This window comes from Fenollaria sp. C0166D3, assembly GCF_056590255.1.
Window position 1 is genome coordinate 38,435 of the sequence record NZ_JBWPVU010000009.1, and the last position, 24,134, is coordinate 62,568.

A 24,134-nucleotide genomic window follows, 5' to 3' on the forward strand; every position below is an offset into this window, starting at 1 on the left:
ATGAAAAAGAAATTAGCTATAATAATTGCGCTAAGCCTAGTCGCAATCTTTTCTATAAATATAGTGGCAGCCTCATACAAGGACCTTGATGGACACTGGGCAAAGGACTATATAGACGATGGCGGAGCGCTAGAACTATTTGATGAGCGTGAAGATGGTAGCTTTGGCGCAAATGACAAGCTTAGCAGAGCTGAAGTAATTCAAGCGATCAATAGATTGACTGGTGTTATCGAAGAAAGTGAAATCACTTTTACTGATATAAAAGAGGACGACCCTTATTACAAAGAATATAAAAAGGCTGTTTACACAGGCTTTATTGAAGACAAAGCCGATAAGGCTGAGCCAAAGGCGCTAATCACTAGAAGCGAGGCAGTTGCAATGCTTGCCCTTGTTTATGGCATAGACGCGAAGGACGGAGAAAGTGCTTTTACTGACCTTGATGGCGTAAAAGAAGCTGGCTATATAAACGCTTTGAACGCACTTGGCCTTCTTATCGGTTACCCAGACGGCACATTCAAGCCAAATGACAATATTACAAGAGCTGAATTTACTTCTTTAGTTGCAGTTATTTATAATAGACTTGGTTTGCCGCAAAGGTATCCAGCTAATTACAAAGACGCTGACAAGTCTGAGCTTAAGAATCTACTAATGAATGGCATGGGTTATGCAAATGGGGCAAGTGAAGAGCTAGCAAAGGCTTATGGACTTGCATATGCAAACGCAAAACTTGTTTTAAATAACAAAAAAGCTATCCTTAGTGAAATTGAAAGCGCCTCTGAAAAGCTTTCAGCTGCGATAGATGCTATCAAAGAAGAAAATGCTGAGGCTAGGAGCGAAGAAGCTGGGGTAGAAGCAGCAAGTAGCGAAGCAGAAGAGCTTAAAGACCTTATCAATATGGCAGACGCTATGCTTAAGGCATTAGACAGTGATTATTACAAGGATAATTACGAAAGAGCTCTAGAAAATTTAAAGGCAGCTCTTGATGATGCAAAAGGGATTTTAAAATATGATGACGCAAGCGAAGAGGACTTATTAGGAGCAAAGACTGCTCTTGAAGAAGGAATAAATGCTCTTTACGCAGATCAAAATGCTATTGAAGAAGCAAAAGAAGCGATTACTTATCTAAAAGACCTTAATAAAGACGCTAAGAATGCCGATGTAGATGCCTTAATTGAAGACGCAGAAAAGCTTATCGCAGCAAAGCCAATGCATGACGAATTAGACGCAATGCAATATGATCTTGATGACGCTATAAACATGCTTCTTGATTTGATGGACGAAGACGCAAAATTAGCTGAGATGATGAAGGAAGCGCTTAAGAACTTAGAGGCTATTACTCACGGCAGAGTGAGCGATCTTGAAGATAAGTCATATACATTAATGAGACTTATTAAGAGATACAAAGACCACAAGACTGAAGACGAAAAAGAAAAGCTTTATAAGGCTCTAGATGACGCAAGCAAAGTTAAAGAAGCTTATGACAATGCTCTTCAAGATCTAAAAGATATGGCAGAAGAAGTAAAATACTACGAAGGCCTTATCGAGGATCTTGGCTTAAATGAAAAGAATAAAGATAGATTAGCTATAGAAGAAATTTTAGCTCTTGCTAAGAGAGCTGCAAATGGCTATGGCAAGATAAGTACTGATAAGATAAACGAAATTTGGGACGAGCTTGACAGCATTGAAGAAAGACTTGGATCAGAGCTTGATCTAGACACACAAATCTCAAAGGCAGAAGACTTTGTCAAGACAAATAAAATAAGCTTAAGTAAAGATGACGCAGCTCTTATCGATTCAGCGATAGAACTATTAGCAAGTGAAAAACTAGTTAAGGAAGATCTTGACGCGAAGAAAAAAGCTCTTGAAGACTTAGTTACAAGATTATACAAAGACGTAAAAGCTATAAAAGATGCTAATGAAAGCATAGAGACAGCTGAGGCCATCATCAAAGATGACCCAAGCTTAAAGACTCTTATTAATAAAAATAATGCTCTTCAAAAAGCAATCGCTACTAAGAACAAGGACGCCATTAATAAGGCTCAAAAAGAACTTAAAACTGAAATAGCAAAGATTTTACCAATCAAGTTTATTTACAATTCTAGAGATATTGAAGGCGAAATAGTAAGCTTCGATATGAAGGGCGACATGACTATGGACGAGGTAAAAAGACTTGTCTACGCTATATACCCATCTGGTACAGGACTTAATTCACACGCAATGAAAGTTGATATCACAAGCGAAACAAATCAAGACCTTGTTATTAGAGACGCATCTAATAAGATAGTTAAGTTTAGAAAGCCAAGCAACAAAGAAAAGATCAGAATCAGATTCTCTTATGACTTCGCGGGAAGGACATATGCAGCAACACTTGAGTACAGACCAGAAGAAAAAGCAAAGAGATTCAAAAACATCCTAGGTATATATAGAGCACTTGAAGGCGAAGCAATAGATGAAGACTTCTTCAAGACATATGAAGGCGCTGAAGCAGCTCTATTCGATACAGTCGCAGCAAAGGACGCAAGCGATGAACTTAAGATTAAAGTCATGAAGGACGGTAAAGAAGTAGAATTAAACGAAGAGACAAATAAACTTGCAAAGGGCGACTACGATATTATCTTCTACTACCTAGACGGCAAAGAAGAAGTCGTTTACGAAGCAAGCTCAAAGCTTATCGTTGACAAGGCACTTAAGACAAAGGACTTACTTTATATATATAATCCAGATGATGCTTCATACTTCGTTCCAATGAAGGACTCTGACGGAAGAGTGATCTTCGCATTCAATATTAAAGATAAAAACTTCAAACTTCCTGAGACAGTTAAGATATTTAATCAAGATAGCGGCGAGGCCTTCTTAAATAAAGATGGCAATAGCGATATCAAGATTAAGTTTATTGACGAAGCTACTAAGGACATCAGAAAGAAAGAAGATATTAAAGGAAAGATATACTTAATGCTTCTTGAAGATGTTGAAGGCAGCTTAGGCGATAGAAAGATTACACTTAAGACAGGAGATATAGCTGAAGTAGCAGTAATAAAATAGTTTAGATACTTTATATAAGAGAGACTTTATTAGGTCTCTCTTTTTTATGCCGTGCGTATGGCTATGGACTTATGCCGCGCATAATACATCCGCCGTGCTTGATACATCCGCCGCGCTTAATACATATGCTGCGCTTGATACATATGCCGCGCTCTATACAACCGCTGCGCTTAATACATACGCCGCGCTATATATATGGCACGTGCACTTCCATTAGCAAGGCTAGATGCTTTGTAAATATTTTGTATAATTATAATCTCATTTTCATCCGCCTTTGTATTGATAAATCACTGCTTTTGTGGTAAAATTAAATTTAGAGGTTGATATAATGACTGAAGTATTAAAAATTACTGATGATAATATAAAATTATGTGCTGAAGAGATTAAAAGAGGCGGTCTCGTTGCCTTTCCGACTGAAACTGTTTATGGTCTTGGTGCGGATGGACTAAATGCTGAGGCTGTAAAAAAGATTTATGAAGCAAAGGGCAGGCAAAGTGATAACCCTCTTATACTTCATATAGCGTCGCGTGAGATGATTGAGCCGCTTGCTTACTACGAGAGCAAATATGACGCGCTTCTCGATGCGTTTTGGCCAGGACCTATGACCATAATCTTAAAGAAGAAGGACATCGTTCCATCTGTCATCACTGCTGGACTTGATAGCGTCGCTATACGTATGCCATCGAGCGATGTAGCGAGAAAGCTGATTGAGTATGCGGGCACACCCATAGCTGCTCCAAGCGCGAACATATCTGGCTATCCATCGCCAACATGCGCTGAGCACGTCTACAAGGACCTTCATGGCAAGCTTAAGTACATACTAGATGGCGAAATGAGTGAGGTCGGCATTGAATCAACTGTCATCGACCTAAGTAGAGACAAGGTCCGCATTTTAAGACCAGGCAAAATCTCATTAGAGGATTTACAAAAAATAATACCTGAAGCTGAGTACGACGAGGCCATCACTGACGATAAAGAAGTGAAGAAGCCCATCAGCCCAGGACAAAAATACACGCACTACAAGCCAAATGCCAAGGTAGTCATCATCATGGGTGAGGGCGATGACCTTATTAAAAAGATGAAGGCTGAATACGAGGCAAATATTGAGAAGAATCCAGTTGTCTTCACGCTTAAGGAGTACGAAGACGAGTTCCATGGCTTCAGGACCATGGACCTAGGATCAATCAAGGAGCCCATCAGCATATCGCACAATATATTTAACCTGTTAAGAACGGCTGATGACAAAGGCTACGGCTACATCATCTTACAAGGCTACGAGCGCAAGGGCATTTTCATGGCGATTATGAACAGAATCATCAAGTCATCGGGACACAACATAAAGTATTGAAAATAAAAATTTTATATGATAAAATTGTAAAGGAGAGGTATCATGAGAAAGATAGGCATTGCATCAGATCACGGAGGATTTGAATTAAAAGAAAAATTGAAGAGCTACCTTAAGGAAAAAGGTATTGAAGTCGTTGATTATGGAACTGATTCAACTGAGTCGGTTGATTACCCTGTTTATGGCAAGAAGGCTGCAAACGGTGTAGTGACTGGCGAAGTAGAAAAGGCTGTCGTTATCTGCGGCACTGGCATAGGCATATCACTAGCTGCGAACAAGGTAGAAGGCATCAGATGCGCTCTTTGCACTAACGAATACATGGCGAAGATGTCCAGAAATCACAATGACGCGAACATGCTAGCTCTTGGCGCAAGGGTAATCGGTGACGAGCTTGCCAAGTCTATACTTGATACATTTTTAGCGGAAGAATTTTTAGCAGGAAGACATAAAAGAAGAGTCGATTTAATCGAAAATTGTTAGGAGGGTATTATGGTAACTGTATTTGATCATCCACTTATTAAACACAAACTAAGCATATTAAGAATGAAGCAAACTGGTACAAAGCAATTTAAGGAGATAGTTACTGAACTATCTATGCTGATGGGCTACGAAGTAACTAGGGATATGCAATTAGAAGAGATATCTATCGAGACTCCTATATGCAAGACTACTGGCTACGGTCTAGCTGGTAAGAAGATAGCTTTAGTACCAATACTTAGAGCTGGTCTTGGTATGGTAGACGGCATGTTAAGCCTACTTCCAGCAGCAAAGGTTGGCCACATAGGTCTATATAGAGATCCAGAGACTTATGAACCAGTTGAATACTACTGCAAACTCCCTTCAGACATTGAGAAGAGAGAGGTCATAGTGCTTGACCCAATGCTAGCAACTGGCGGAAGTGCCACTGCTGCCATAGACTTCTTAAAGAAGAGAGGCGCAAAGCATATCAAGCTTGTAAACATCATCGCTGCTCCAGAAGGAGTTGAGTACGTAAAGAGTCATCATCCAGATGTTGACATCTTCGTAGCGAGTGTTGATGAAAAGCTTAATGAACATAAATACATCGTTCCAGGTCTTGGAGACGCAGGAGACAGACTTTTCGGAACTAAGTAGGTGAATTAATTGAGGAGAATATATTTTGCGGCTTTTGTAAGCTTGGTCCTTGGACTAATACTTACTAAGCTTCAAATACGTTTGTCTAAGAAATTCGGCTTCATCGACGTTCCAAAGGATCAAAGACGTATGCATACTGATGCCATCCCGACTTGCGGGGGCTTTGCTATGTATTTCGCGATCTTTATCCCATATATGATACTATATAAGTTTACGCCAAGGAACACAGCCATATTCATAGGTGCGACTATCATCATGCTATCTGGCTTCTACGATGACATGCATGACTTAAAGCCGAAATACAAGGTTCTATTTCAGCTATTAGCTGGACTTGTAGTATATTTCTTAGGCAATATAAGGATAATGAACATAGGTAACCCATTTATTGATAATAATTTGTTATCGCTTGGCTACCTATCGCTTCCAGCAACGCTATTTTGGATAGTGGCTGTTACAAACATCATAAATTTAATAGATGGGCTCGATGGCCTAGCAGGAGGCGTTGTCTTTATCTCGTCAATGACTTTAGCTGTGGTATCGGTTTCGTATGAACAGTACTCGCTGACAGCACTTTGTCTATGTGTCGGCTTTAGCTACCTAGCCTTTTTAAAATATAATTTTGCTCCGGCAAAGATATTCATGGGCGATACGGGTGCTTTGCTCGCTGGCTTCATGCTAGCTGTCATCACTATACAAGGAGCTATGAAGGCAGTTGCAGCCATTGGTATCATAGTACCAATCATGATACTTGGTCTACCTGTCTTTGATACGACATTTGCAATGATTAGAAGGCTTCTTAGTGGCAGGTCCATCGCCTCGGCGGACAAGGGACACCTGCACCACAGACTCTTAAGAAAGTACTCGACTAAGAAGACAGTTTTGATACTATATACGATATCAGCCATATTCTCAATATTTGGCATACTTGTGATGAAGCTTAGAAATACTGTTTCGGTACTTATTTCAGGAATTATATTTATGATAATAGTTTTTTTAGCATACAAGATTGGATTATTTAAGGATGGTGAAAATTGAAAGCTTTAGTAATATTTGGAACAAGACCTGAAGGTATAAAGATGGCGCCTATTATTAAGGAGCTTAAAAATGCTGATGGTGTTGAGCTTGTAACGTGTATAACGAGTCAACATAGAGAGCTTTTGGACTCGGTAATAAAGGTTTTTGATTTAGAAATTGATTATGATTTGAATATATTTGAAAAGGGACAGACTTTGACTGACATAACTGTAAGGTCGCTAAAGGGACTTGAAGAGGTTATCAAGAAGGAAAAGCCTGATGTTGTCTTGGTTCAAGGGGACACGACAACTGTATTTGCAGGAGCACTTGAGGCCTTTTACAACGGCGTTAAGATCGGTCACGTTGAGGCGGGCCTACGAAGTGGCAATATCTTAAGCCCCTTCCCAGAGGAAGCGAATAGGAAGCTAACTGGCATCATGACTGACTTTCATTTCTGCCCAACACAAAGGGCGAAGGAAAACCTTATCAAAGAAGGCTACGATATGGATAAGCTTTACATAACTGGTAACACTGTTATCGATGCGCTTCTAATGACTGCCGATAAGGTTGATTCATTTACAAGAGATGATCTTAAGAAGATTGATTTAAGTAAAAAGCTAATTCTTCTTACTTCGCACAGAAGAGAGAACCAAGGTGAGCCTATGGAAAACATCTTCGGAGCTGTTAGAAAGATTGCTGATGAGTTTAACGATGTGAACATCGTCTTTCCTATGCATCCAAACCCAAGAGTTAGAGAGCTTGCGAAGAAGCATTTAGATGGAGCTAGTAATGTAATTTTAACTGAGCCAGTTGAGTATGAAGACATGGCTTATATACTTAAACATGCCTACATGGTAGTCACTGATTCAGGTGGACTGCAAGAGGAGGCGCCTGCGCTTGGCGTACCAGTTCTTGTTGTTAGACGCGAGACTGAAAGGCCAGAAGGCATTGAGTATGGCACTGCAAAGCTTGTCGGAACTGAGTTTGATAGCGTTTATAATAATATGAAGACGCTATTAACAGACAAAGATGAGTATATGAAGATGCATAAGGCCATCAACCCATATGGCGACGGCAATAGCGCCAAGATGATTAAAGATATATTGATAAGAGAGGTAAAGTAATGAAATTAGGTATAGTAGGACTACCAAACGTTGGTAAGTCAACACTTTTTAACGCCGTGACAAAGGCGGGAGCAGAGGTAGCTAACTACCCATTCTGCACCATAGACCCCAATGTCGGTGTTGTTGAAGTGCCAGATGAGAGACTAAAAATATTAACAGATGTAAATAAATCGAAAAAAACGATTCCAGCTGTAATTGAGTTTTATGATATAGCTGGTCTTGTTAAGGGCGCGTCAAAGGGTGAGGGCCTTGGCAATAAGTTTTTGTCACACATAAGGGAAGTCGAAGCTATAGTCCACGTGCTAAGAGTTTTTGAAGACGAAAACATTGTCCATGTCGATGGAAACATAGACCCAATCAGAGACATAGAGACTATAAACCTAGAACTTATCTTCTCGGACTTAGACATGGTTGAAGCGAGAATACAAAAATTAACAAAGCAAGTGAAGGGCGACAAGTCTTTACAAGCAGAACTTGATTTACTTAATGAAGTGAAAAAGGTTCTTGAAGAAGGAAAGTCAGCCAGAGTGCTTGAGCTTAACGATGATCAAAAGGCTATGCTTAGAGGATTTAATTTGCTTAGCTTAAAACCAATTATCTACGTATTAAATGTATCTGAAGACGACTACATCAATGATTTAAAGGACAATAAATACGTTGACAAGCTTAGGGAATACGCTGAAGCAGAAGGCTCTGAGATAGTACCAATCTCAGTTAAGATTGAAGAAGAGATGAGTGAACTTGATGACGAAGAGAGAAAAGCCTTTCTTGAAGACATGGGCATTAAAGAGTCCGGTCTAGATAGACTTATCAGAAAGAGCTATAAGCTACTTGGCCTAATGAGCTTCTTAACAACTGGTGAAGACGAGACAAGAGCGTGGACTATTAAGAAGGGCACTAAGGCAGTTGACGCAGCAGCTAAGATACACTCAGACATTGCTAGAGGCTTTATACGTGCGGAAGTTGTTAGCTATGATGACCTTGTAGCCAACGAGATGTCCATGAACAAAGTAAAAGAGAAGGGCCTTATGAGGCTAGAAGGCAAGGACTATATTATGCAAGAAGGAGATATAGTTTACTTCAGGTTTAATGTATAATGAAAATTTTAGAATATGATGAAAAATTAACTTTTAAGTCAAAGTACTACGATGAGGAAGCTGTTTTTCTTGATATTGAAACGACAGGACTTAGCCCAATGAGAAGCTTTATCTACCTCATCGGGCTAGTTTTTATTGACTTAAAGAAGTTGACAATGCACATAACGCAGCTCATAGCTGAGGATAGAGATGAGGAAGAAGAAATTCTTAAGCTAATGAAGGAGAGGCTTAAGGGCTACAAGACAGTCGTTACTTATAACGGAAACTCCTTTGACCTTCCTTTCATCGCGAAGAGGTCCGAGCGTTATGGCATAGAGCCCATAGCCATGGACTCCTTTGATATGTATGAAAAACTTAGATTACACAAGGACACGCTAAAGCTTGATGGGCTTAAGCAAAAGAATATTGAGAAGAAGCTTGGCATCATTAGAGAAGACCGTTACAATGGTGGCGAGTGCATCAGCTTTTACAAAGACTATGTGAAGAACAAAAATCAAGAAAGTTTTGATAGATTTGTCCTTCATAACTACGATGACCTTTTGTATATGCCGGCAACTATGTCTATACTGGACCTATTGGATGAGAAGATCACCATAGACATAGACGGACGCAAATACAAATTCGATAAGCACAGCATAAAAAAAGACATCTTGATGATTGATTTTACTACCGATATGGGTATTAATACTTATGTAGAGGAAACAGGCTACCTCATTGAAGAGGATGAGGGCTTAAGGCATCTTGAGTTTACGTTAAAGACTGGCTATATGAAGGATGCGCGCAAGGTGAAGTACCTTGAGAAGAGCTCCCTTGCTAGCTTAAAGAGCGAGGACTTCGACGGCGAGGACTTAGTTGAGGAAGGCGTCGTTCCTATACGCATACAAAATAAATTATTTATTCGAAATATAATTAAATTAGGTAGTATTTAGGAGGTTAAGATGAAATTAGAACTTTATTACAAGGCTGAGTGCCCATTCTGTCAAAAGGTATTGAACTACATGATGGACAATTGTCAAATCAAGGATGTTGAACTTGTTGACATTAAAGAGGGAAATAACAACGAAGACTTAATCAAAAGAGGCGGCAAGGACCAAGTGCCATGCCTATTCATTGACGGCAAGCCGCTTTACGAATCAGACGATATAATTAAATATTTCAAAGAAAATTTTTAGGAGGTAAAATTATGGACTACAAAGATTTACCAGCACAAGAGGTTTTTCATTGGTTTAAAGAGATTAACCAAATCCCAAGAGGTTCAGGCGATGAAAAGAGAATTTCTGATTTTCTATACAATTGGGCTAAGGAAAGAAATTTAGACGTTTGGCAAGATGAGGCGCTAAATATCGTTATACACAAGGGCGCTACTAAGGGCTATGAAAATGCTCCAAAGGTTATCCTACAAGGACATATGGATATGGTTTGCGAAAAAGGTTTAGATAGCAAGCATGATTTCTCTAAAGATCCAATCGAAATGATAGTTGACGGAGACTATCTAAGAGCAAATGACACAACACTTGGCGCTGACGATGGTATAGCAGTTGCTATGGCACTTGCAGTACTTGATGCAGACGACATCGAGCACCCAGCCATCGAAGCAGTGTTTACAACAGCTGAAGAAACATCCATGGTCGGTGCATTAAACTTAACAAACGAGCACCTAAGTGGCGATTACCTATTCAATATCGACTCTGAAGAAGAAGGTATATTCTTATCATCAAGCTCAGGCGGTGTCAATAGTGAATCAAAATTCGAAGTTGAATTTGAAGACAATAGTGAGCCAGCTCTAGAAATCAGCTTAAAGGGCTTTACTGGCGGACACAGCGGTATGGAAATCATTAAGCAAAGAGCAAACGCTATCAAAGTTTTAGCAAGATTATTAAATGAATGCAACTGCGATAAACTAAGATTAGCTTCAATCGAAGGTGGTACTAAGCACAATGCCATCGCTAATGTTGCTAAGGCTACTATAGTTCATACAGACTACGCTAAAGTTAAAGATGCGATGAATGATTTATTTACTCACATCAAAAAAGATTATCACGTAGAAGACCCTAATATGAGCCTTGAATTTAAAGAAGTAAAAGCTGAAAAAGTAATGACTAAGAAGGATACTAACAGAATCATAAACTTCTTAATGCTTGCTCCACACGGCGTTATCTACATGTCAAAGGACATAGAAGGCCTTGTAATGACAAGCTGTAACGCAGCTGTACTTAGAACTGAGGGAAATGGCGTGAACTATCTATGCTCAATCAGAAGTTCATCAGATGCAGCACTTGTTGAAGTAAGAGAACAAGTTAGAATCATGACTGAAGTACTTGGCGGCAAAGTTGAACTTTCAGAAGCATATCCTTCATGGGAATTCGATGAAGACCCAGTACTAAGAGATTTAGTATCAAAGGTTTATAAAGAAGTTACAGGTAAAGACGCAGAAGTAAGCGCTATACACGCAGGACTTGAATGCGGTCTACTAAAACAAATCTTACCAGATACTAAGATGATAAGCTTTGGACCAAATATCTACGACGTTCATACTAATAGAGAGCATCTAGATATCAAGTCAACAGCTAGAATGTGGGAATTCCTTAAAGCGCTTCTAAAAGCTGTAAAGTAGAATACTTTCAAATTAAAACATAAATACACAGAAAAAATGCACTTCGCGAGCGAAGTGCATTTCTTTTATCTAAGCTATTTTGTTTTTATATTAATACCTTTCTCTTTAAGCCTTTTGTTTTTATATATAGTAAGCAGTTCATATATAGTTGAGAACAGAGGAACGAAAAGTATCATACCTATCATGCCGAATAGCGCGCCACCAACAGTGATCGCCACTATGACGAATATTGCAGGAAGGCCAACTTTGTTACCAACAATACGTGGATATGTTACGCTGCCATCAAATTGTTGCAAGCAAACCATAAAGACGATGAACATCAAAGCCTTGAACGGCGATTGCAAAAGTATTAGAAGTGCGCCAGTGATAACACCGATGTAAGCGCCTAGTATTGGCACCAAAGCACCAAGACCCACGATTATGGATATAGCTGGAGCGAACGGGAATCTAAATATTAGCATACCAACAAAGCACATTGCGCCCAAGACCAAAGCCTCGATGAACTGGCCAGTAAAGAAATTGTAGAAGTTCTTGAATATTATCTCGCCAAACTTGACAATTGTATCTGCTCTTTCTTCTGAAAAGGCTGCGTATAGCAGTTCTTTAGACTTTCTAGATAAGTCCTCTTTAGATGATAGCGCATATATCGCGAAGACAAAGCCCATTACCACACCAAATAAAGTATTTAATACAGAGCCAACCCTTGAAACAATAGTGTTAAATAAGTCATTGTTAGCATTTTTAATATAGTCGATCAGAGCCTTTTGGGCACTATGGATATTGATTTTTGAGAATACTTCGTGAATATTTTCTTCGTAATCCTTAAGTATTGGTATTTTTACAAGTTGATCTTCAAACTCAGGGAGCTTTTCAACAACGCTTATTAGTGACTCTTGCACTCTTGGGCCAACGATGTATATAAGTAAGAATATGATTAGTGCGATACTTAGTAAAGTTAGAAGTATGCAAACAGCACGCTTGCCGCCCTTTTTCTTCGGCTGCCACTTTTTAAATATCTTTTCCTCAAATAATTTCAATGGTATATTTAATATGAAGGCAACGAAGCCACCCGCCAAGAACGGAGTTAGTATACCCAAGAAAATATTAAAGTAGTGCCAAATCATATGCAAATTATTTAGCAAAATGTATAAAATTATTCCAAAAGCAATCAAATTTCTATAAAACTTAAAGGCTTTTTTATCGTATTTTTCGTCCATAATTATGCCCCCTTATAAGCTAATTATACAACAGAAAGAAAGCTAATTCAATACAAAATTAAAATTTACCTAAACTTTACACGCACTTAACCACAAAATATGCGATATGACTTATAATATAAGTGTAGGAATTTTCAAATTAATTAAAGGAGTGTGTTGAATGAAATTAAAGTCATTAGCGTTTTCACTTACTAAGTATCCTTATATCTACAAGAAAGCGGACAAAATACACTTCAAGAAACCTCCAAATTAAAATTTACCCGGAAAGATAGGCTCGATGAGAGCCTTTCTTTTTCGAAAAAATATCCGTAGGGTCTAGCCTTACGGATATTTTCTTATATTGTCTATATCATATTTTTAAAACCACTTGGCAAGGTAACGACGCTTGGCTTTTCTGGCATCTTGCTATTGAGCTCGAGACCTAAGTAGCCAATCTTGTCACTCCCAAACTTTTCTCTGATCTCGTTAAAGACCTTCTCAAGTCTATCGTCTTTGATGACTTTTTTCGGGGCGAATAGACTCAGCTGCTCAGTCTTTGTGTTCCTCGTAAGATTTATCGCGGATATCGTTAGGCTCCTAATCGCTTCCTTAAAGTCGTAGCGTTCTTTAAAGAGCTCCATGGCCTTGTCGTTTAGCCTAAGTGCGCTGATGCTTGTCTCAGTGAAGACCTTTTGGAAGCTCACGTAGCTAAGATTTTTATCCCTTATCGTTATTCTCACGCCGCCTGCCTTGAGATCCTCTTCGATTAATTTTTTACTCACCTCAATGGCGAGCTCTTCGAATATCTTTTTCACCTCATCGTATGAGTTCAGATCGGCCTTGGTGGTTACACCTCTGGATATGGACTTGATCCTGTCGCGGTGGTAGTAGTCGCAAACCTCGCTGGTGTCGTAGCCGTTCGCATATTGCCATAGATATAGTCCTCTTATTCCAAGCTTTCTTTTTAATAGATTTACATCTGCCTTAGCGAGTTCACCCAGTGTGTTTATGTTCATGTACATAAGTTTTTTCTTTGTTTTGCTGCCTATGCCAATGATGGCGTCAGTGGAGAGCGGCCAAACTATCTCTTTAAAATCATCCTTCTTTATAACTGTAACTGCATCGGGCTTCTTAAGGTCGCTGCCAAGCTTTGCGAATATCTTGTTGTAGCTTACACCAATGCTGACTGTTATGCCGAGCTCTTTCTTGATACGCTCCTTAATCTCGTGGGCAATGGCCTCGCCACTGCCAAATAATTTTTCGGAGCCTGTCACATCGAGCCAGCACTCGTCTAAGCCGAAGGGTTCGACTTGATTGGTATAGCTATAGTAAATTTTATGCGCTAATTTTGAGAACTTGAAGTACTCATCATAGTGCGGTTTTACTGCAACTAGGCCGGGGCACTTCATCTTTGCTTCGAAGAGACTATCTCCCGTCTTTACGCCAAAGGCCTTTGCTTCGTAGCTCTTAGCTAGAACTATGGAGTGTCTATCTTCGACTGAACCGCAGACTACAAGCCGTTTACCAACGAGAGATGGATTTAGCTTTCTCTCGATAGAGGCGTAGCAGTTATTCATGTCTGAATGAAGTATTGTTCTTGTCATCTTATCACCTGTCTTTCATCTACCTACTTAAATTTTATTGCTACTTGAATGACTAAGACAATTATAGACTATTTACATGGGCTTGTCAATACTACTTTTGTAGTATATTTGACAGTTTTAGTCATATAGTCAAATAAAGAAGCTTAGTGACTTGTCTTAGGTATAGTGGACGCGCTTGTGCTAAGGCGTGGCACTTCACAAGCAAAATCACTATTGCTAACGCAGGTCATATGTCAAGTAAAATCACTTTTATAAATGCTCGTCATATCTTAAGTAAAATCACTATCTCTATCGCACGTCATTTGTCAAGTAAAATCACTAGTCTTATGACGGGCCTTTGATTAGTAAAATTACTATCTGAACAGTTTTTTATAGATGAGGGAAGACCATAAACGTAGTGAGGACAAAGAGCTTAATATTAATTTAGATAATCGCTTAAAAACCTTGTAAAATCGCCGCGAATATGGTATTATTAAGTTTAGGTGATAGCATGATTAAATTTGAAAATGTAAGTTTTGCTTACGACAAAAATGAAAAAGACAAGAAGGCTCTAGACGATGTGAGCTTTGAGATAGAGAAGGGCGAGTTCGTGTCTATACTTGGCATGAACGGCAGTGGCAAGTCAACCATAGCGAAGGTCATGGACGGCATTTTGCTTCCGACTGAAGGCGATGCGACTGTCATGGGTATGAACACGAAGAACGAAGAAAACCTTCTTGAGATAAGACAAAACTTAGGACTTGTGTTTCAAAATCCGGACAATCAAATCATAGCGACTATAGTTGAAGAGGACGTTGCCTTTGGCCCAGAGAACCTTGGTCTGCCAACGCCTGAGATTAGAAAGAGGGTCGACGAAGCTTTGGAGATAGTATCGATGAGTGAATACAAAAAGCACGCGCCGAACCTATTGAGCGGTGGACAAAAGCAAAGGCTAGCCATCGCAGGCATACTTGCTATCAACCCGAACATCATTGTCTTTGACGAGCCGACTGCCATGCTCGATCCAGTGGGCAGGAAGGAAGTCATGGACACCATTATCAAACTCAATAGAAAATATGAAAAGACTATAGTACTCATCACGCACTTCATGAGCGAGGCTGTTCTATCTGACAGGCTCATGGTTATGCACGAGGGCAAATTGGTCTGGGACGACACACCGAGAAGGATTTTCTCCGACGTAAAAAAGGTGCACTCGCTTGGACTTGATGTGCCGCAAGTGACTGAGCTAAGCAATCTTCTTAAGGAGGATGGCTTCGATGTCGCTGGTGATGAACTAAGCATAGATGAATTGGTGGCAAAATTATGATTGAAATAAAAAATTTATCATTTATATATAATAAGGACACGCCGTTTGAGGTGAAGGCGCTTGACGATATATCGCTAACTATCAAGGATAATAGCTTTATCGGCATCATCGGTCACACTGGTAGCGGTAAGTCGACTTTTATGCAGCAATTAAATGGCCTACTTAGACCTACATCTGGCACCATAATTATAGATGGAGTGGACATAACTCAAAAGGACATCAAGCTAAATAAGCTTCGTGAGAGCGTTGGCATGGTCTTTCAATATCCTGAGTATCAGCTTTTTGAAGAGACTGTTGAAAAGGATGTTGCCTTTGGACCTAAGAACCTTGGACTAAGTGACGAGGAAGTAGCAATACGTGTTAAGGACGCGATTGAGGACGTTAAGCTTGACTACGAATGGGTTAAGGACAGGTCGCCCTTTGAATTATCGGGCGGACAAAAAAGGCGTGTTGCCATAGCGGGCATACTTGCTATGAGGCCGAAGGTGCTTATACTTGACGAGCCAACAGCGGGTCTTGACCCACGCGCTAGGGAAGAAATACTTGATGAGATCTATGATATATACAAAAAGACTAAGATCACTGTTGTTTTGGTATCGCACTCGATGGAGGACGTCTTTACTTATGCGAATGAGATAGTCGTTTTAAGCAAAGGAAAGCTTATCATGCACAAGACTACTGACGAAGCGGTTAAGGAGCGTGAACTTCTTAAGAAGTACGATGTTGGCGTGCCTGAGATAACTGAGTTTATGTTTACTTTGCAGGAGAAATATCCGGGTCTAAATCCATATGTCAAGACCGTTGAAGAGGCAAGGAGCCATATACACGAGTATTTCGAGGTGAAGAAAAATGTTTAACAACGTATCCATAGGACAATATTTTCCGACAGATAGCTTTGTTCATAGGCTAGACCCAAGAGTTAAACTGATCTTCGTCTTCGTATTTATGATAGCGATCTTCTTCGTTGATTCATACATCATACTTGGACTTGTAGCGATTACCATAATCACGCTTATACTAATGAGCAAGGTACCAGTAAAGATAATTTTTAGAGGGCTTAAGCCGATGCGCGTGATTATCATAATGACTTTAATCTTCAATGTGTTTTTCACGCCGGGCACACAAATATTTCCAAATCTTAAGTGGCCGTCGATGACATATGAAGGGCTAAACACAGGTCTTTTCATGTCATTTAGACTACTCTTATTAATACTCGGCTCATCACTACTAACGCTTACAACATCGCCAATCAGACTAACTGATGGACTTGAGTCGCTGATGAGTCCGCTTAAGAAGATTAAGGTACCGACTCATGAACTAGCGATGATGATGACTATAGCCTTAAGATTCATACCGACGCTGGCTGAAGAGGCGAACAAGATCAAGATGGCGCAAGAGTCGAGAGGAGCAAGCTTTAGCGGCAAGAACATAATCGAGACGGCTAAGAAGATGCTGCCACTGATGATACCACTTTTCTTAAACGCACTTAAGAGGGCAGATGAACTAGCCATCGCCATGGACGCGAGATGCTACAACGGCGGCGACAACAGAGGCAAGCTAAATCCACTTATCTACACAAAGACAGATAAAGTGGCTATAATTGTAATACTGATATACTTTGGCTTTATAATATCGACAAAGTATCTATTTAATTTCATATGAAGAACATAAAATTACTTATAGATTTTGACGGGACAAATTATTCGGGCTTTCAAGCGCAAGAGAACGCTCACACAGTAGAGGACACGCTGAACGCATCCATTAGCAAGGCTTTGGGTGAAGACATAAAAGTTATTGGCTGCTCGAGGACTGATAAGGGCGTGAGTGCAAGAGGCTTTGTTTTGAATTTCAAAACTGAATCCGTATGTCCGGTCGAAAAGATGATATATCCAATCAACGACAAGCTTCCTGAGGACATCAGAGTACTTAGGAGCGAGGAGGCGCCAGATGACTTTCACGCGCGCTTCTCATCGAAGGGCAAGTACTATAGGTACACGCTTGAACACAGGAAGTTTGGCAGGGCGACCGACAGGCACTTTGCATACAACTTTCCTTATAAGCTTGATCTTGACTTGATGCGCGAGGCCGCTAAACACATGGTCGGCGAGAAGGACTACAGAGCCTTTATGGCCATAGGTAGCGACGTTGACACGACGGTGAGAACCATTCACTCGGTCGATATCATTAGGGACGGCGACTTTGTCTACATCGACGTCAAGGGCAGAAGCTTTTTATACAATATGGTCAGGATTATGGCAGGCACACTCGTTTTTGTCGGCACTGGTATCTTGGATATAGATGAGATGGCTAGAGCGATAGACGAGGGCGATAGAAGGGGACTTGCACCGACGTTGCCAGCGAAGGGACTAGTCTTAGAAGAAGTTTATTATTAATATATATCTCTTGGTGAGAGCCGAGAGATATTTTTTTTCGCCTAAAACCCCGCGAATCGCCTAAAATATGGGATGAATTAGGCGATTTGCCACGTAAAAAGACCCGGTTCATATGAACTGGGTCTTGTATTTGATATATGCAATACGATTGTCTTAGAAGTTGTCTGAGCCTTTAAAGCCTCTTCCTTTAACTTCGTTTGTGTCTTGTATAGTGATGAAGGCGTTCGGGTCTATGGCGTTAGTTATCTTCTTGACATCAACTATCTCCCTAGGTCTAACCAGCATGAAGATAATCTTTAGATCGCTCTTTGACCAAGCGCCGTATGAGTCGATGATGGTTGCGCCACGCTCAAGCTTGTTCATCAGCTCGTATGAAAGCTCTTCGTAGTCCTTCGATATGATGAGTACGCTCTTTGTCGCGTCGAAGCCTGTTTGCACTTTGTCAAGCACTTGGTATGCAACGAACATCGATATAACTGTGTAAAGACCCTTCAAGACACCGAATTTTATACTCGCTAAACTAATTATGATCGCATTCATCGCCATAAGAGCGCTGCCGATGTTTATGTTGTAGCGCTTCTTACATACTGCGGCAACTATGTCGAGGCCGCCTTGGCAAGCGCCGTGCCTAAATAAAACGCCCATGCCTATACCATTGAGAACGCCTCCGAAGATTGCGCTGATAAGTATGTCATCAAAGGTATTAAGCTTTTGCATTGGTCTTAAGAGTACCATAGTCGCGGATAAAACGAAAGTAGTTATGAAGGCGTAAACCAAGAATTTCTTGTCAAGCTCTTTTAGTCCGAATAAAAATATTGGCAGGTTAATAGCAAAGAGCATGATACCTGCTGGCAGGCCAGTAAGTAGCTCTATGATGATGGAGATGCCGCCAACGCCGCCTGATAAAAGCTTATTTGGTATGAAGAAAAAGTTTATCGCAAAACTTGATAGTAAGCAGCCTATGACGATGGCTGTGATGGTAGTAGCAATTTCTTCGTTGTCGCCGAAGTATTCGTATCTGTCAAATTTCTTTTTCATTGTAATTTTATAAACTCCTTAAATATATTTATTGCTTCTCCATTATTATTCACAGCCATTGCCTCTGGATGGAACTGCACTAGATAGATCTTTCTATGAACGTCCTCCACAGCTTCAATTATGCCGTCGGAAGACTTTGCTGTGACTTTAAAGCCCTCCGCTATATCCTTAACGGCTTGATGATGCTCTGTGTTGACAAGCATCTTCTTAAGGCCAGTTGCCCTGTGTAAAAAGCTTTGCTCTTTGATAGTGATGTAGTGCGCGCCGACAGAAAGTGTATCGAAGCTCACGTGCTCGAGCTTAGCTACGTTTGCCTTGTATATGTCTTGGTATAGCGTTCCCCCTAGGTATGCGTTTATCAGCTGCATCCCTCTGCATATGCCAAGCATAGGCTTTCCTTGTTTAAGTGCTTCCTCTATAAGCTTTAGATCAAAGGCGTCTCTTTCATTCGAAATGCCTTGTATGCCTTTTTGCAGTTCTTCGCCATAGATAAGTGGATTTACATCGTGGCCGCCTGTAAGTATGACTGCATCAGCCATTGCCACGAGTTCACTTACGCCTTCAAGGTCAGTGTATGGCGCGATGAAAGGCACTGCGCCCGCCATCTTAACGGCTTCGGCGTAATTTCTATTGATTTGTACATAATTTCTCTTGCCATCCGAATATGGCTGTGAGCTAATCAAAATTTTTTTCATTTTATACTCCAATCTATTTCTTTAATATTGTGTGCTTTTAGATAGGCGTTCGTCTTTGAGAATGGCTTTGATCCGAAAAAGCCTCTATACGCCGACAAGGGCGATGGGTGAGCCGAGGTGATTACAAGGTTCTTACTTGTATCGATGTACTTCATCTTGCTTCTCGCGTAGGCACCCCATAAGATATATACGACGTTTTCTTTGTTTTTGCAAAGCGTTTCTATGATCTTATCAGTAAATATTTGCCAGCCTATGTCCTTATGTGAATTGGCATAGCCCTTGCGAACGGTTAAGGTTGAGTTTAAAAGCAGCACCCCTTGTTTTGCCCAAGCATCTAAATCGCCGCTTCTATTGACAATGCCTAAATCGTCGTAGAGCTCCTTATATATATTTCTTAAAGATGGTGGAAGAGCCACGCCGTCATTGACAGAGAAGGCTAGGCCATTAGCCTGATTTACTTCATGGTACGGGTCTTGACCCAAGATAAAGACCTTAGTGTCCTTAAGTGGCGATAGCTCAAGCGCCTTGAATATCTCGTAGTACTTTGGATATATGGTGTGCTCCTTGTACTCGCGGCGAAGTGCGTCACGCATCTTGATGAAGTAGTCCTTAGTGTATTCACTTTGTAAAAATTTTTCCCAATCGCTATTTATGATCATGTTTCTTCATTTCCTTATATCTTGCAAGCTGCTCCTCATCTTCGACCTCTAGGTCTCTGTAATTAGCAAGGCCTTCCATGTGATGAGTGAACTCGTGTTTTAAAACGTGGTATATCATGTCCTTGATATCATCTTCAGGCCAGTTCTCATACATCTTCATAAAAGAACCGTAGTAGATGTATATAGCCTTGCCCATGGCTGAGCGCTCGTATTGACCCAGGATAAATAGGTCATCGTCAATTGCATCGGGCGATATCTTTAAGTCCTCTGAGACGACTACGCCAAGATTTAGATCTCTGAAGAAAACTTCTGGCAGTCTCTCACAGGCTTCATCGGTCCATGCTGTGAATGTGTCAATATCGGGCATCATAGGAATTTCGCTCCCTCATTAAAATTAAGGCCTGCTTTGAATATATCTAAAGCCACATGAGCTGCCTTTAAGGCGATGTCCTCTTGTTCGTTGGTGATCTCGACGTGCTTATCAGTAACGCCTGTACCGTAGTTGCCAACAACGTTTAGTGAAGCGTATTTGATGCCTAATTCGTTCGCAAGTATAACTTCAGGTGAACCAGTCATGCCAACGACGTCGCCGCCGATGGACTTGTAGAATTTATTTTCAATCTTAGTCTCAAACTTTGGTCCTTCAGTAGTCACTAAAACGCCTGAAGTAATTTTGCCATCGTATTTTTCCTCGAATAATTTATTCATCTCTAGTGAATAAGGCTCGTCCATTGCAATGAATTTAACGCCCTTATCAAGACCAGTGAAGAAAGTGTAGTCCCTCTTCTTAGTGAAGTCCAAAAAGTCAGTCGCCATGACTATACTTAGCGGCTCTACTTCTTCTCTAAGCGAGCCAACTGAGTTGATGGCGTAGGCATATTCCACGCCTAAGTCCTTCATCGCCTTGACATTTGCTCTATAATTTATAAATGTAGGGGGAACTGAGTAGTTCATTCCGTGCCTTGGAACGAAGATCGTGTCTTCATTAAGAACATTGTATTCACAAAGGCCATATTCATTTTCTATTGTCTTTGTCTCAATGCTCTTCATGCTCTTAAGAGCCGTTCCACCAATTATTGCGTATTTAAACATATTTACCTCCTTGAGCACAGGATTAGACCGAAGACCTTGTCAAAGCCTGCGTCCTTCATGGCACGAGCCGAGTCCTTCATAGTCGTTCCTGTTGTTATTATATCATCGATTATTAGTACATTGCCACTTGCATCAGCGCTTTTTTGAAATATGCCCTTCATATGAGCCCTTTCAGAGTAGCTCAGCTTGTGCATATCACGCGCTTGTAGCTTTTTATAAGTATATAGCTTTAGGCCCATATCCTTAGAGATGATCTTTACAATTTCGCCCATATGGTCAAAGCCTTTCTTCCTTAGCTTTTCCTCGTTCATGGGGACGCTTGCGATGTAGTCAATTGTTTCATCTATCATAATCTTTTTAATCTCTTCTTCAAATAGATAGGCGAGGGCAGATAAATATTTTTTCTGCATGCCAAACTTGTAGTTAAAGAGGTGCTCTCTAAAAAAGTCATTGTAGTAGACGATTGAGTAGAGCCTCTCAAAGCCATCAACGAAGAAAGTTTTTCTGATTATCTCTATGTTTGCGCTGCAGCTAGAGCAGTAGGGCACTAAGCCCTCAAATGCTTCATTACAAAATGGACAGATTTTCATTTGAATACCTTCTTTAAATCGCGTATCCTTTTTTCAAGGCTAGTGTATCTAGTGCTGATGAAGTTATTGTCAATCATTAGCTTTAGATATTTTTCTCTGCCGACCAAAATAAGCAGTTTTTTCGCTCTCGTTATGGCAGTATATAATAAATTTCTTGTTAATAGCTTTTCATTAGCGTAGGTAATGGGCATGATAACGCAGTCAAACTCACTGCCTTGGGACTTATGAACGGTTAGGGCATAGCTAAGTGAGAGCTCTCCAAGTAAGGAAAAATCATAAGTAGCGCTCTTGCCATCGTCAAAGTCTATGTCAATGGTCTCATTATCTTTATCGACGCTTCTGATTATGCCTGTGTCGCCATTGAAGACGCCAGTCACTTCCTCGTACTTGCCATTCTTATACTCATGCGAAATTATATCGTAATTATTCTTCATCTGAATTACTTTGTCGCCAACGCGAAACTCCTTGCCCATGGCTCTGACAGTTTCCTTATCGGCGCGTGAATTGAGTAGGTTTTGCAGCATGTAATTTAGATTAAGCGTGCCAAGCTTGCCTTTTTTAGTAGGTGTAAGTATTTGCACGTCTTTGAATGGGTCTAAACTGAAGTAATTTATCAGCCTTTCATTTAAAAGATCAAGTATCTCTTCAAGTATATCATCGTCCGAGTCTTTACTTATGAAGAAGAAATCACTATCTTTTTTATTTACCTCAGGCATATGGCCCATGCGTATCTCTTGCGAGTTAATCGCTATCATACTATTTTCACTTTGCCTATAAATATGTTCGAGCTCAGTCGTTTCGACCTCGTTTGAATTAATTAAATCCTCTAAGACATTGCCAGCGCCAACACTAGGCAGCTGGTCCTTGTCACCAAGTAAGAGTAGTGATTTGCCTGGCTCAATAGCTGCTAAGAGCTCACTAAAGAGAAGCGTATCCATCATAGATACTTCGTCAACTATAATAAAGTCTGCCTCGATCTCCTCAGAGCTTTCGAAAAAGTCCGCGCCATCGATGGGGGCGATATTTAATAGCCTATGAAGAGTCATAGCTGCTTCACCCGTTTTTTCTTCCATACGCTTGGCGGCCTTACCAGTTGGCGCCGCAAGAGCAAAGCTAATATTGAAAGTCTTTAGTATAGTGATGATGGCTTCGATGATCGAGGTCTTTCCAGTACCTGGTCCACCCGTGATGATGGAGATGTTATTGACAAAGGCTTTCTTAATCGCAAGCTTTTGTTTTTCGTCAAAGATAATATTTTCACTTGCTTCATACTTTTCTATAAGCTCGTCGCAGTCAAAGACATAGGTCGATGGTGACGCATTTTTGATGTCGTAGAGCCTCTTCGCGCACTCTAGCTCTTTCTCGTAGTAAAGGCTTAGGTAGACGTTATACTTAGTTCCGCGTTCCTTCTTAACAGCGATGTTTCCAGAAGTTGCAAGCTCTTTGATGGCGAGATTAAATTTGTCCTCGTCCATAGTCATAAGAAATTTTAGCTCTTCATATAGCCTGTCCTTTGGTATGTAGGTCGAGCCTTGAGCGAGATATATGTTTAAAAGGTAGATGATGGCTGCCTTTAAGCGCTCAAGTCCATTGGCGTCGGCGCCTTCTTCAAGAGCAATCTTATCTGCAGTTTTAAAACCGATACCAATCTTGTCGTATATAAGTCTATATGGATTATTTTTTAATATATTGATGGCTTCATCTCCATATATATTATATATCTTTAAAAGGGTAGCCGTTGGCAGATTGTATTTCGCAAGCTTTTGAAGTATTTCTTCACGCTCTTTATTTGATTTTATGTATTCTTTTATATCGGCAAGGGCCTTTTTGCCTATGCCTCTTACTTGAAGAAGTTTATCTGTTTCGTTAAAAATTACTTTAATAGAATCAAGGCCGAAGAGGTCAATAATCTCTTCGGCTCTTTTCTCACCAATCTTAGGTATGCCACTTTTAATCAAGTAGCTCCTAATCGATTCAATTGTGTCTCTCTCCTTAAAGCTAAGCCTAGTAAAATTAATTTGTTCGCCGTACTTCTCGTGAAAGACAAGCTCGCCCTCAAGCTCAACGTAGTCGTGCTCCTTAACAGTCAAGGCAGTGCCAACGCAAGTGATAAGCTCGCCGTCAGAGTTAACTTGCATAACGGTATACGCGTTCAAATCATTTCTATATACAATTTTAATTACTTCACCGTCTATAAGCATATTAACTCCTT

General features: G+C 40.4%; 23 protein-coding genes. 14 read left to right on the forward strand and 9 right to left on the reverse strand.

Annotated elements, in window-relative coordinates; translation table 11 throughout:
• The 10 genes from AC1EJ0_RS07055 to AC1EJ0_RS07100 all read left to right on the forward strand — a co-directional run bounded on the left by AC1EJ0_RS07055 (position 1) and on the right by AC1EJ0_RS07100 (position 11,349).
• A complete protein-coding gene (locus AC1EJ0_RS07055) occupies positions 1-3,042 on the forward strand; it encodes an S-layer homology domain-containing protein (protein ID WP_480023789.1) in 3,042 nt (1,013 codons plus the stop codon).
• Between the two features lie 328 nt (positions 3,043-3,370).
• Complete coding sequence (locus tag AC1EJ0_RS07060) at positions 3,371-4,390, forward strand: L-threonylcarbamoyladenylate synthase (RefSeq protein ID WP_480023790.1); 1,020 nt, start codon at positions 3,371-3,373, stop codon at positions 4,388-4,390.
• Positions 4,391-4,432: 42 nt separating this feature from the next.
• Positions 4,433-4,867, forward strand: coding sequence for a ribose 5-phosphate isomerase B (gene rpiB, locus AC1EJ0_RS07065; protein ID WP_480023791.1), 435 nt, complete (start codon positions 4,433-4,435; stop codon positions 4,865-4,867).
• Between the two features lie 9 nt (positions 4,868-4,876).
• Positions 4,877-5,500: a uracil phosphoribosyltransferase gene (gene upp, locus AC1EJ0_RS07070; RefSeq protein ID WP_480023792.1), complete on the forward strand. Its 624-nt coding sequence runs from the start codon at positions 4,877-4,879 to the stop codon at positions 5,498-5,500.
• Positions 5,501-5,509: 9 nt separating this feature from the next.
• Positions 5,510-6,535, forward strand: a complete 1,026-nt coding sequence (locus AC1EJ0_RS07075) for a glycosyltransferase family 4 protein (RefSeq protein WP_304016513.1) — start codon at positions 5,510-5,512, stop codon at positions 6,533-6,535.
• Positions 6,532-7,638 (forward strand): non-hydrolyzing UDP-N-acetylglucosamine 2-epimerase, encoded by a 1,107-nt coding sequence (gene wecB, locus AC1EJ0_RS07080; protein WP_480023793.1) that lies wholly within the window; start codon positions 6,532-6,534, stop codon positions 7,636-7,638. Before AC1EJ0_RS07075 ends, wecB begins: the two co-directional genes overlap by 4 nt.
• Positions 7,638-8,735, forward strand: coding sequence for a redox-regulated ATPase YchF (gene ychF, locus AC1EJ0_RS07085; RefSeq protein ID WP_320604046.1), 1,098 nt, complete (start codon positions 7,638-7,640; stop codon positions 8,733-8,735). Before wecB ends, ychF begins: the two co-directional genes overlap by 1 nt.
• On the forward strand, positions 8,735-9,664 hold the full coding sequence (locus AC1EJ0_RS07090) for a ribonuclease H-like domain-containing protein (RefSeq protein WP_480023794.1): 930 nt from the start codon (positions 8,735-8,737) through the stop codon (positions 9,662-9,664). Before ychF ends, AC1EJ0_RS07090 begins: the two co-directional genes overlap by 1 nt.
• A gap of 9 nt (positions 9,665-9,673) precedes the next feature.
• Positions 9,674-9,907, forward strand: coding sequence for a glutaredoxin family protein (locus tag AC1EJ0_RS07095; RefSeq protein ID WP_294985464.1), 234 nt, complete (start codon positions 9,674-9,676; stop codon positions 9,905-9,907).
• Positions 9,908-9,918: 11 nt separating this feature from the next.
• Positions 9,919-11,349 (forward strand): aminoacyl-histidine dipeptidase, encoded by a 1,431-nt coding sequence (locus tag AC1EJ0_RS07100; RefSeq protein ID WP_480023795.1) that lies wholly within the window; start codon positions 9,919-9,921, stop codon positions 11,347-11,349.
• A 74-nt stretch (positions 11,350-11,423) separates the two neighbouring features.
• Here AC1EJ0_RS07100 and AC1EJ0_RS07105 read toward each other — a convergent pair whose 3' ends face one another.
• Entirely contained in the window at positions 11,424-12,566 is a 1,143-nt protein-coding gene (locus AC1EJ0_RS07105) for an AI-2E family transporter (protein WP_480023796.1), read from the reverse strand.
• Positions 12,567-12,910: 344 nt separating this feature from the next.
• On the reverse strand, positions 12,911-14,149 hold the full coding sequence (gene dinB / locus AC1EJ0_RS07110) for a DNA polymerase IV (protein WP_480023797.1): 1,239 nt from the start codon (positions 14,147-14,149) through the stop codon (positions 12,911-12,913).
• 490 nt (positions 14,150-14,639) lie between these two features.
• Between dinB and AC1EJ0_RS07115 the strand changes: the two genes are divergently transcribed.
• From AC1EJ0_RS07115 to truA, 4 genes are read left to right on the forward strand one after another with little or no spacing between them, the layout of a single operon-like run.
• On the forward strand, positions 14,640-15,455 hold the full coding sequence (locus tag AC1EJ0_RS07115) for an energy-coupling factor transporter ATPase (RefSeq protein WP_304016488.1): 816 nt from the start codon (positions 14,640-14,642) through the stop codon (positions 15,453-15,455).
• Positions 15,449-16,312: an energy-coupling factor transporter ATPase gene (locus AC1EJ0_RS07120; protein WP_320604099.1), complete on the forward strand. Its 864-nt coding sequence runs from the start codon at positions 15,449-15,451 to the stop codon at positions 16,310-16,312. The genes AC1EJ0_RS07115 and AC1EJ0_RS07120 overlap by 7 nt, the downstream gene beginning before the upstream one ends.
• Positions 16,305-17,117 (forward strand): energy-coupling factor transporter transmembrane component T family protein, encoded by an 813-nt coding sequence (locus AC1EJ0_RS07125; RefSeq protein WP_480023798.1) that lies wholly within the window; start codon positions 16,305-16,307, stop codon positions 17,115-17,117. The genes AC1EJ0_RS07120 and AC1EJ0_RS07125 overlap by 8 nt, the downstream gene beginning before the upstream one ends.
• Positions 17,114-17,848 (forward strand): tRNA pseudouridine(38-40) synthase TruA, encoded by a 735-nt coding sequence (gene truA / locus AC1EJ0_RS07130; protein ID WP_480023799.1) that lies wholly within the window; start codon positions 17,114-17,116, stop codon positions 17,846-17,848. Before AC1EJ0_RS07125 ends, truA begins: the two co-directional genes overlap by 4 nt.
• A gap of 153 nt (positions 17,849-18,001) precedes the next feature.
• Here the strand turns inward: truA and AC1EJ0_RS07135 are convergent, their stop codons facing one another.
• Genes AC1EJ0_RS07135 through recD2 form a run of 7 tightly spaced genes read right to left on the reverse strand, consistent with a single transcriptional unit; the run spans position 18,002 to position 24,123 of the window.
• Complete coding sequence (locus AC1EJ0_RS07135) at positions 18,002-18,886, reverse strand: YitT family protein (RefSeq protein WP_480023800.1); 885 nt, start codon at positions 18,884-18,886, stop codon at positions 18,002-18,004.
• On the reverse strand, positions 18,883-19,581 hold the full coding sequence (locus AC1EJ0_RS07140; protein ID WP_480023801.1) for a gamma-glutamyl-gamma-aminobutyrate hydrolase family protein: 699 nt from the start codon (positions 19,579-19,581) through the stop codon (positions 18,883-18,885). Before AC1EJ0_RS07140 ends, AC1EJ0_RS07135 begins: the two co-directional genes overlap by 4 nt.
• A complete protein-coding gene (locus AC1EJ0_RS07145) occupies positions 19,578-20,240 on the reverse strand; it encodes a uracil-DNA glycosylase (RefSeq protein ID WP_480023802.1) in 663 nt (220 codons plus the stop codon). Before AC1EJ0_RS07145 ends, AC1EJ0_RS07140 begins: the two co-directional genes overlap by 4 nt.
• Entirely contained in the window at positions 20,227-20,610 is a 384-nt protein-coding gene (locus AC1EJ0_RS07150) for a metallopeptidase family protein (protein WP_480023803.1), read from the reverse strand. Before AC1EJ0_RS07150 ends, AC1EJ0_RS07145 begins: the two co-directional genes overlap by 14 nt.
• Complete coding sequence (locus tag AC1EJ0_RS07155; RefSeq protein WP_480023804.1) at positions 20,607-21,332, reverse strand: MTAP family purine nucleoside phosphorylase; 726 nt, start codon at positions 21,330-21,332, stop codon at positions 20,607-20,609. Before AC1EJ0_RS07155 ends, AC1EJ0_RS07150 begins: the two co-directional genes overlap by 4 nt.
• Positions 21,333-21,334: 2 nt before the next feature.
• Entirely contained in the window at positions 21,335-21,922 is a 588-nt protein-coding gene (locus AC1EJ0_RS07160) for a ComF family protein (RefSeq protein WP_480023805.1), read from the reverse strand.
• Positions 21,919-24,123, reverse strand: a complete 2,205-nt coding sequence (gene recD2, locus AC1EJ0_RS07165; protein ID WP_480023806.1) for an SF1B family DNA helicase RecD2 — start codon at positions 24,121-24,123, stop codon at positions 21,919-21,921. The genes AC1EJ0_RS07160 and recD2 overlap by 4 nt, the downstream gene beginning before the upstream one ends.
• Positions 24,124-24,134 lie beyond the last annotated feature (11 nt).